This is a genomic window from Murinocardiopsis flavida (assembly GCF_003014485.1).
GTDB lineage: Bacteria > Actinomycetota > Actinomycetes > Streptosporangiales > Streptosporangiaceae > Murinocardiopsis > Murinocardiopsis flavida.
Genome location: NZ_PYGA01000044.1, coordinates 18265 through 27233 on the forward strand (window position 1 = coordinate 18265; position 8969 = coordinate 27233).

The 8969-nt window shown below is 70.5% G+C and carries 2 protein-coding genes; both read right to left on the reverse strand.

Annotation, left to right across the window (positions count from 1 at the left end):
• Positions 1 to 598: 598 nt before the first annotated feature.
• Complete coding sequence (locus tag CLV63_RS32345) at positions 599 to 7024, reverse strand: HEAT repeat domain-containing protein (protein WP_106587056.1); 6426 nt, start codon at positions 7022 to 7024, stop codon at positions 599 to 601.
• Positions 7025 to 7369: 345 nt separating this feature from the next.
• On the reverse strand, positions 7370 to 8245 hold the full coding sequence (locus tag CLV63_RS32350; RefSeq protein ID WP_170134411.1) for a DUF4231 domain-containing protein: 876 nt from the start codon (positions 8243 to 8245) through the stop codon (positions 7370 to 7372).
• Positions 8246 to 8969 lie beyond the last annotated feature (724 nt).

Sequence of the window (8969 nt, forward strand, 5' to 3'; positions counted from 1 at the left end):
CCGCACGCCTTGGTCCGCTGGAGGGCTCAGAGCCTGTTGGGGTGCCGTCCGGGCCTGTCCCGATGAGGATGTGCGTCGGCGGTCGCTGCTACGCATCCGCCTCGCAGCCCGGCCACTGCCCGCAGTGGCCGATGGCGCCCTGCACCCACAACCCCAAAGCGGCCACCCGACCGCCGGCCCACGCCACCCGCCCGCCTACCGCCGGAAAGGCGTGCTCAGGGCGGGAAGAGCTGCGGGGCCAGATCACCGTGATCCGTGGGGACGGGGGGCAAGGCTGCGAGGCGGCTGCGCACGCCCCTACTGCGCCGCTTCGCGATTATCGCGCAGCGGGGGCCCGCGACCGCCGAAACACGTCCTCTCGGCCGGAATCCGGACCGGTACCCCAACTCAGCCAAAGACCGCCGGGCGGCGGCGCTGACGACGTCGGCCTCCCGGTTCGGCCAGGGAGTCCGCGGTTCAGCCCATCGCCCCCGGTGGCATCGGCGCCTCCACAGGCCCGGTCGGCCCGGCCGACACCTCAGGGCGGCCGATCCGCAGATCAAGGGAGATCGTCGCGGATATGGCGGAGCACTCGTCGGGCCACGGGTGACGGGAGAGTTCAGGACGCCGGGAAGGCGGCGGACACCCATTTCCACCACTGGGTGAAGTCCGACGGTACGTCCACTCGGGCAGCGACGCGTTCCATGCCCCGGCGCACGTCCCGGTCCACGCGCCACCGCTGCCAGTTGGCGGTCGCGGCGATGCTCGCCACGGCAAGGGACGGATCATCGAGTGCCGCGGCCGCCGCACGCCGCGTCTGCGGCAGGTGCGGCCACCGGGTGACCAGTCCGTCGAGCGCCGTCCTGCGTACGCGCGGGGTGTCGTCTCGGCAGGCGGCGAGGATGGCGTCGTCGGGCTCGGGCTGATCTGGTTGAGAGGTCAGGTAGTCGACCGCCAGGTCACGGATCTCGACGAAGGGGTCCGTGCGGGCGCGTCGGGCCATATCCGCGGCGCTCAACTGGTGGGGGTGCATACCTGCCAGCGCTCCCAACGCGAGGCGCTGCCCGAGTTCGTCGCCCTCCGTCGCGGCTCGGCGCAGGACGGCCGCCGCCTCAGGGTGGTCGCACCACTGCGTCGCGAGACCGGCCACGACGGACGGCGCCGCAGGCGGGGCGGTCGCGTCGCCGGCCTGACTCAGCAGTTCGGTGAGGTCGGTCCGGCCGAGCCGTATGGACCGGATCCAGGCGCGGATCTCGGCGCTACCGATCCTTCGGTTCGCATCGTACAGCACCGTGCGGTGATCGGCCTCGCCGATGCGTCCGCGCAGTTCGAGTGCTTGCATTGCGAGGGTCTGCACGCCGTCGTCGGTGTCCTGGGCGTTTTTGGTGAGGAGGGCCACGGTGTCGGGGTCGTCGCCCCAGGCGGTGGCCAGTGCCACGACCGCGAGACGACGGATCTCCGGATTCGGATCCCGGGCGGCGCGGCACAGCGCCCCGTGGGTACGCGGGTCGGCGGGCCGGAGTTCGGCGAGTGCGGTGAGAGCGGTACTGCGGACCCCCGCGTCGGAGTCGTCGGCGGCCGCACGCAGCCGGTCCCGGGTCGCGGGATGCCGGGCCCGCAAGCACGCGACCTGCTGTACCGCAGCGACACGTACGGCAGGATGCGGATCACCGAGTGCCGCGCCGAGCGTCGGCTCTGCATCCGGGTGGTCGGACCACTGGGCGAGGCGGAGCACGGCATCGGTGCGCACGACAGGGTCCGAAGCGGTCAGGTCATGCCACGGAGTTGCGGTCTCCACCCGCTCGTTCCGATCGCGCAGGGCGGTGAGTCGCCGTGCCGTTGCGCGCACCTCGCTGTCCGGGTCGCCGCGGGCGTGGTCCAGCAGTGCCGCGGTCGCGGACTCATCCTGGGGCAGGACGGCACGCGCCTCGATGGCCATCTGGCGGACATCGGCGTCGGGGAACCCGGCGGCCGCCTCGGCAACGCGCTTTGTCTCGGGATGGGTGGGCCAGGAGATTAGAAGCGATCGGAGGACCAGCCGTGCGGAGAATTTGTCGGGTGGCGCATCGGCGACCCGGCACAGTGCCCTCCGGATCCCGTCCAGGTGTCCGGGTTGGTAGCGGGACAGAGTGGCGATGCTGCGCTGGTCCCCACAGCCGTAGACGTAGAGCGACCAGTGGCCTGCCTTCGCGGCCTCGGGAGACCGCGGCCACCCAGCCACCAGGGCCGCCGCGGCACTGCGGCCCGCCATGGGGTTGGCGGAGAGGAGTGCGTACAGGGTGTCCCTCGTCCGCGGGTCGCCAGCCCCGATGGTGGTCAGGGTGCGCACAGCCATGGCGCGCACCTCGGAGCCGTGGTGGTGCAGCAGCCGTTCCACCGTGGCGCGGGTACCCGGCTCCTCCGGCCACCGGGTCGCCAGCGTCCACAGTGCCTGTACGCAGCAGGCCGGGTCGGGGTCGCGGGCCGCAGCCAGCGCGTCGGTAAAGGTGTTCGGGGGCGGTTCGGCCGCGCCGAGGGCGCGCAACCCCGCGTGGGCCGCCCGCCGTACCGAATCCGAGGTGTCCCGCGCCGCGGTCCTCAGGAGTTCCACCAGTTCAGGGTCGTCGCGCAACAGCACCGACGCGGACGCGACTGCCCTGGTCCGGACCGAGTCGTGCAGGTCAACGGTCGCGCGCCGCAATGCGACTGCTGTGCCGGGGTGCTCCGGCCAGACCGCGCACAGCGCGTCCAGAGCGCTGTCCCGTACGTTCCCGTCGGGGTGCCGAAGCGACGTCATGAGGTGGCCGCGGGTTGCCGGGTGGTCCCGCCAGCGGGTGGTCAGCGCATGCACGGCGCGGCGGCGCACGGTGGAGTCCGCACTCTGCGACGCAGCCAGGGCCGCGTCCCTGGCCTCTGTCTCGGGCAGCCCGCCGACGAGGACGGCGTCCAGTCCGTCGAGGCTGATGTCCGCGTCCGGGTCGGTCAGGGCGCGGCGCAGAGCCCGGTTGGTCTCGGGACTCGCGGGACCCCGGGTGAGCAGCAACCACAGCGCCCAGTACCGCACCCGTTCGTTCTGGTCCCGATTCGCGTGCTCGGCGAGGGGGAGCACCTCGGCGTCCGGGTAGATGTGCCGGTTGGCGCCCACGACCGCCAGGGCCGCGAACCTGGTGCTGGGGGAGGTGGCGTGCAATGCGCCTGCAACGGCGTCCCGCAGCACGGTCGCGTTGGTTGTGCCGAGGGCCAGTGCATGCAGGCGCCGGCCGCGGAGCAAGGGGTCCGGGTGGAGCGCGGCCGCGGCGGGGTCGCGCGCGGCCGCGGACGAGAGCAGCGCAATGGCGGTATCCCGTACATTGCGGTTCGGATCACAGGCGGCGGAGCGCAGCGCCGCGGTGGCGCCCTCCGCCGGCAACGCGGCCGACAGCTCCATCGCGGATTGGCGCACGTACCAGTGCGGATCGTGCCGGGCCCGCAGGAGGGCCGCCCGGCTTTCGGGCCGGTCCGGCCACCGAACCGTGAGCGCAACCACGCCGACCCTGCGTACAGCGGAACTTTCGTCGTGCGTGGCGGCCGCCAGAGCCGCGGGCACATCGGGATGGTCGCCGAGTCGCCCGGCCACCGCCTCGACCGCCCGTCGGCGAAGGAGTGAGTCCGGGTCGCGGACCGCGCCCAGTACGGCGGTGACCGCGTCCGGATGCTGAGCCCAGTGGTCCACGAGGGCGTCGAGCGCGGTGCGGCGGACACCGGAATCCGGGTCTCTCGTCGCGTCCAGTGCCGCATCGCGGGTGTCCGGGGCGTCCGGTTCGTGTCTGACCAGGGTTGCCAACGCGGCCATGCGCAGAGAGGGGTCCGGGTCTCGGCACGCCTCGTGCAGGCGAACGGGGATCGACGCGGTCTCGCCGCTCACCGCGGCCCGGCCCAGCAACGCGGCGAGGCGCACGTCGGCGTCGGGGTCGCGTTCCGCCGTTTCGAGGGCGACGCGGGTGTCCGCCGTCTCCGGCCAGTACTTGGCAAGCGCATGCGCAGCGGTGCGCCGCACCGTCGCGTGCGGGTCGCGCAGAGCGGCCCGCACCGACGGGAGACCGTCGTCGGCGTCGGGCCACCGGGCGGCGAGAGCCTGCACAGCCGCTGTACGGACGTCCTCGTCGGGATCGCGCAGGCAGAACCGCACGGCGACCCGGGTTTCCGGGGTATCCGTCCATTGTGAGACGAGGGCCCCGAGCGCCGCTCGGCGAACGTGCCAGTCGCAGTCGCGCAACGCCGTGAGTACGGCTGTATGGATGACATCGTGGTCGCCGAAGCGTGCCGTGGCCAGATCCAGGATGGCGACGCGTGTTCGTGTCATCGGACTGGACAGTGCCTCGGTCAGGGCGCGCAGCGTGTCCGGATGCTCCGTCCACCGGGTCGCCAGTGCCTGCAATGCCGCGTTCTGGACCATGGCCCACTGGTCGTCCCGCATCGCGTGGACGGCCGTGCGGACCGCTCCATCGGCTGCGAAGTGCTCGGCGAGCACGGTTATGGCGGTGGCGCGCACGTTCTGGCTCGGATCCCGCAGCAGCCGCAGTGCCAGCACCCGTACCCGTTCCTCCCCCGGCCAGGTTTCGGAGAGCGCCTTTAGGCAACCCGACCGTTGGATGTCGATCGGGCTCTCGGACGCCAGCGCGACCAACCGCTCGCGGACCTCCGGGCGATCCGAGAGGACGGCGGCGGCGATGCGCGCGGCGGCCTCCGCACCCGGCAGCGTGGTCACGTGCCGCCCCTCGTTCTCGAACCACTCCCAGTAGTCCCAGCGCCCCGGCCATGCACTCCCCACCGACCGGACCGCGGGCAGCACCTTCGCAGCGACGAAGTGGCCATGCGCCATGCCCACATGGGAGTTCGGCAACCGCAGCAGCGCGATGAGGGCCCGCTGGGCCCGGCCGGCGGCGGGCTTGCACCCGCTCAGTGCCCGAACCTCGGCCAGGCACTGGAACGCCAACGCGACCGTGCCCAGCGCGGGGCGCTCCAGCGCGGCGGTGCGCCGCGGCGCGGACTCGGCGAGCAGGTGCCGGATCACCGTGTCGGCGACCGATGGGTGCACCATGCCCGCGATCAGCCGCAGCACCTCCGTCCAGGAGGGGTCCTCCCAGTTGTCGGCGAAGATCCCGCACAGGTCGTCCTCGCTCAGCTCACGGGTCTTCTCGAAGCGGGCCACGACCTCGGCGGCGCAGAAGTACTCCAGCAGCGCCCGATGGACGAACCCGTAGACGTGCGGGCCGTAGCGGACGAGGACGAAGTTGCGCACCCGCAGTTGGCCGATCATGGTCTGCGCGATGTTCCTGGCCTCGTGCCGGGGGTACTCGAAGCGGTCCTGGAGGAAGGCGAGGATCTCCGCTTCGAGTTCGTCGTTCCAGATGTAGTTTCCGGCGACGCCGTCCTTTCCCCGCTGCATACGGTAGGCGAGGCGCCGCAGCAGTTCCTTCTTGTCCTCTTCGCGGATAACGGCGGCGCTCATCTGGGCGTCGCTCAGATGCTTGTTCACGTCCCAGTGGTGGACCAGCACGCCCGCTGCGTGGTTGTAGACCTCGGAGCGCTCCCGCGGCAGCTCCTGGTGCTTGCCGATGATGGCCAGGATGGTGAGGAGCAGGGGGTTGCCGGCCAGGTCTCGGATGGCAGGGGTCTCCTCGATCGCCGTGGTCAGCCGGGTCCGGCGCTGTGCCGCGGCGGTCGGGCGGTTCCGCAGCGCGAGTCCGTACCACGATTCGAGGAACCGTTCGATACGTGCGCGGTCCAGGTCCTCGATGGTGTAGTGCCGGAATCCGGCGTCGCCGAGGACACGGGGCTGGTAGCCGATGATCCGGGAGGTGACGACCACCTGCGCTCGGGGATGGGCCTCGGCGAAACCGGCGATCTGCCGGGAGATCGTCTGGCGTTCCCGCGGGTCGAACAGCTCGTCCAGGCCGTCGAAGACGACGAGTGCGCCGCCGTCCTCCAGATAGGTGTCGAGAGCCTCGGTGGGGACGCCGAGACCGTCGGACGTGGCGCGGAAGTCCAGGTACTCGCCGAAGGTCCGGTACTTCGCGCGCTCCAGGGCGTACTCGCGCAGTTCGATCAGCAGTGGCTGATGCCCCTCCAGGCGTTCGAGTCCGTCGCTGAGGTCGCCCTCGGCCAGAGACAGCGCGAGGTAGCGGGCGAGCGTGGATTTGCCGGACCCCGGGTCGCCGAGTAACACGCAGCGGTGTCCACCGGGCCCTGCGAGGACCTGGAACACCGGCTGCGCGATCTGCTGCCGATGCGTTTCGACCTCTGCCAGGCGATCCGCCGCCAACCCGTTCGGAACGTCGGCCGGGGACAGTTCGGCGCTCTCTTGCAGCTTGCGCCACAGTTCCTTCGGTAGTTCGGGCCGGGAGACCGACTCGCGCACCTCGGGTTCGACGAAAACGTTGCGCAGTTCGATCTGTAGGTAGTCCTCCAGTTCGGGCGGCGTGAGTGCCTCCAGGTCGAGCCGCCGGTACTCCTGGACCAGGCGCCGCCGGTAGGCGTCCCACTCCGGTAGCGCCAGCGCCACGGGGTCGGCCTGCTCGGGTTGGTGCTCGCGCAGCCAGTTCGAAACGGCGGCCGTCACGAGAGACGCAAGATTTTCGGAGTCGGTGAAGAAGCTGCACATGAGCGACTCGCCGAGTTCCTCGCGCAGCCGCTCGATATGGCCCTGGTCATCGCCTCGGTCCACGAACCGGCGCGGCCAGGAGGCGTCCTCGTCGAGCAGGAACACCAGTCGTGGGAGGCCGGAGGCTTCAGCCTCCCGGTACTCCAGTTCGGTGAAGGAGCGGGACTCACCATTGGGAGTGCTGCCATAGCTCCAGGCGAAGATGCCGAGGTACAGGTCGCAGGCGCGGACGTCGCTCTGACACTTCTCGGCGGGCGGGAGCGCCTCCGCTGTGTAGGCCTCCATGGCCACGACCTCGATTCTCAACCGTTCAAGGGCGGCGCGCACGGACGCGCGGCATTCGGTGAGGTCGTTGAACGTGGAGGACAGGTAGACCCGCGGGCGGGGGAGATGATCGCGGGAACGGGGGGACCTCAGGGGCATCGCGGCTCCCTTGCCGAGTTCTGCCTGATTCGGGGTGCACGTTCCGGCCAAGTACAGCGGAATCGCCAGAGAATCAGTCCATGGCGCCGAGCGCTGAGGCGGGAAGATGCGGACCGGAACACATGCGATCGACGCCCAGTAACTCGTGGGCCTGCCCGCCGCCTCCGTTAGGGGACTCAGTCGATCCGGCGACAAGTCGTAGTTCGCTGGCAAGTGTGCCACTTCCCGACCCCGGCACACCGGACTTCCGGTGGGAAACCGTGCCGCAGCCGTGCACGCCCAGGTGCCGCGGTTGCGTCAATTGCAGAGGAGGCCCTTATCGGCCTGGGAGGCGACGTCCTCTTATCAGGTTCGCCGGGCGAGCCACGTGGTGTGTTCTCGTGAGATGGCGAGTTCGGCATCGGCCGTGAAATGCGCCCAGACCTGTTCATTGGGCTTGCGGGGAACACGGTCTCGGATCAGCCCGAGTTCATGGACGGTGATCGAGTAGTTGCTCGACAGGGCCTGGTGCTGGCGGGTCTGGGTCCAGGCGGTGAGCGATGCACTGAGTACGGCGAGGATGCCCAGCCAGTCGAAGTCGATGATCGTCAGTGCACGACCGACGCCGGCGAACGCACCCAGGGTCGCCGCGACGGAGGCGGCGATGCTCCACTGGGTGGCCCGTCGGCGATTGGTGCGCGCTTTGAGCGTGTACCAGGCCAGTTGCTGGTCCAGCCTGCCCTGGGCGTACGATTCGATGCGCCGGTTCAGTGGCGATGCGCGCAGGGTGCGCATCTGGGGAGTGATCTGGGCGCTGCCGTCGAGTGGAGGCAGATCCGCGCCGCGCAGACCATCGATCAGGTCGCGCAGCCGTTGCCCGAACAACGCGTCCGCGTCGACCGTACTCATGCGGGACGGGAACGGGTCGGCCGCGATGGAGTAGCGCCACGCGAGGGTCTTGACCGACTCGGCGCAGGCCCGAAACTGATGCCACTGGTTTTCCATGCGTCGAGTGGTCGCCGACCAACCCAGCGAGAGTGCGCACAAGAAGGCTGCCGCGGACAGGGCGCCTCCGGCGTTTACGGATCCATTCAGGACGCTGACGTCGACCGCGCTCCCGAAAGCGGCGACGACCAACAACCCGAGGTAGACACCGGTGCGCAACACGAACTTGCGTTGATTGTCCGAGGACGCGTGGTCAGATGCCCGAAACAACGCCGGCAGGTTCTCGTCGCGAAGCACAGGTGGGATCAACACGGGTTGTTACTTCTCCGATCACGATCTTTGCAGTGAATTCTGCTGTGCTCGGGTCGTGTCAGGCGCCACGTTTGATTGGAAAACTCGCGAAGCTCGCCAAATAGGACGTACTCAACCGTCACGGTATCGTCAAACGGTTCTGCGCACCGTGGAGAGAGTCGAGTCGAACGGGCCGTTCCCGGTCTTGGCGCTGTCGCAGTGCGCCGAGGACACGTGCGCCGCGGAGTTGCTTGCCGCAGGGCGGGGGTTGGACCGGGTGAGCCGGGGAGAGCAGTTCCTGATGGCGGTTCGCGACTCCGCGAGCGGGGCACTGCGACGGATCGGCAGGCGGTCCTTCGACTCCTCGTGCGCCGGTGCGACGATCCCGTCAGCACGCACATTCCGCGCGCGTCGGGTGCTCTCAACGTATGGCGCAGGGGAAGGCGACAACGCGATCGCGGGTTCGCTCCGCGGCACCGCAGTGTGACCCGTCGCTCCGGCGCCCGGCGGCCGCGTCGTCCTGCCCGCCGCGCCCGGGGAATCGCCCGCCCGGTCGGTGACCGACCGGGGAGGGCCACCGGTTCCGGCCATCTGTCACCCCGGGCCACCGGTGGCGCCGGGGCCGCGTCCAGTGCCGCGCAGGGCGATCGCGCCGCGCGCGGCCACGGCGACCGCGCCGGCGGCCGCGGCGAGGCACAGCGCGGCAAAGCTGTCGGGTGCCCAGTTCAAC

Coding starts and splice junctions, on each gene's coding strand:
- CLV63_RS32345 (WP_106587056.1), bottom strand. CDS start 7,024: ATGCCCCTGAGGTCCCCCCGTTCCCGCGATCATCTCCCCCGCCCGCGG.